Raw genomic sequence first — 1,300 nt, 5'->3', positions numbered from 1 at the left:
ACGGCGGAAGCCACCGCCGGAGGGGCGGTCGTCACGGCGGAAGCCGCCGCGGTCGTCACGGTCGCGGTTGAAGCCGCCACCCGACGGACGGTCGTCACGGCGGAAGCCACCGCCGGAGGGGCGGTCGTCACGGCGGAAGCCGCCGCGGTCGTCACGGTCGCGGTTGAAGCCGCCACCCGACGGACGGTCGTCACGACGCGGACGGTCATCGCGGTCGCGGTTGAAGCCACCGCCGGAGGGACGGTCGTCACGGCGGAAGCCGCCACCGGAGGGGCGGTCGTCACGACGCGGACGGTCGTCACGGTCACGGTTGAAGCCACCGGGACGGTCGTCCCGACGGAAACCGCCGCCACCCGACGGACGGTCGTCACGACGGAAACCACCACGGTCGTCACGGTCACGGTTGAAGCCGCCACCGGAGGGGCGGTCGTCACGACGCGGACGGTCATCGCGGTCACGGTTGAAGCCACCGGGACGGTCGTCCCGACGGAAACCGCCGCCACCCGACGGACGGTCGTCACGACGGAAACCACCACCGGAGGGGCGGTCGTCACGACGCGGACGGTCGTCACGGTCACGGTTGAAGCCACCGGGACGGTCGTCCCGACGGAAACCGCCGCCACCCGACGGACGGTCGTCACGACGGAAACCACCACGGTCGTCACGGTCACGGTTGAAGCCGCCACCCGACGGACGGTCGTCACGACGCGGACGGTCATCGCGGTCGCGGTTGAAACCGCCACCCGACGGACGGTCATCGCGACGGAAGCCGCCACCGGAGGGACGGTCGTCACGGCGGAAGCCGCCGCGGTCGTCGCGGTCGCGGTTGTAACCGCCACCGGAGGGGCGGTCGTCACGACGCGGACGGTCGTCCCGGTCGTCGCGGCGCGGACCACGGTCGTTGGACCAGCCCCCGCGAGACCGGGGCTCGTAGCCGCGGCCGTCGTCCGATCGACGCTCGGGACGGTCCTGGGGCTGGTTCGACATTGTGGCGACTCCTTCTGCTGCTCAGCTCCACCGCGGCCTGGGCGACACACCACTGCCCTCACGCGGTTCGATGCCGGCCTCCTGGCCGCGCACCTACTCCATTGTCCGACATCCCGGGACGCCCCGCGCCTGGGCGGAAGTCCCGATCTGTCGGGGTTGTACACGTTCGCAAAACACAAAAAGGCCGCGGCCCCAGCGAATCGCTGGGGCCGCGGCCTTGAATGATTGTTCGGCGGCGTCCTACTCTCCCACAGGGTCCCCCCTGCAGTACCATCGGCGCTGTGAGGCTTAGCTTCCGGGTTCGGAATGTAAC

Annotated in this window: 1 rRNA gene and 1 pseudogene; both read right to left on the bottom strand. The window is 70.9% G+C overall.

The annotated features are described in order from the left end of the window. Positions 1–861, bottom strand: a pseudogene (locus tag ACZ3YO_RS32415) (tetratricopeptide repeat protein); the annotation flags it as partial. A gap of 353 nt (positions 862–1,214) precedes the next feature. After that, positions 1,215–1,300, bottom strand: a 5S ribosomal RNA gene (gene rrf, locus ACZ3YO_RS32410); the annotation flags it as partial.

It is taken from the genome of Kitasatospora sp. NPDC022785, assembly GCF_055561295.1.
This window is presented reverse-complemented; position numbering and strand designations above follow the sequence as displayed.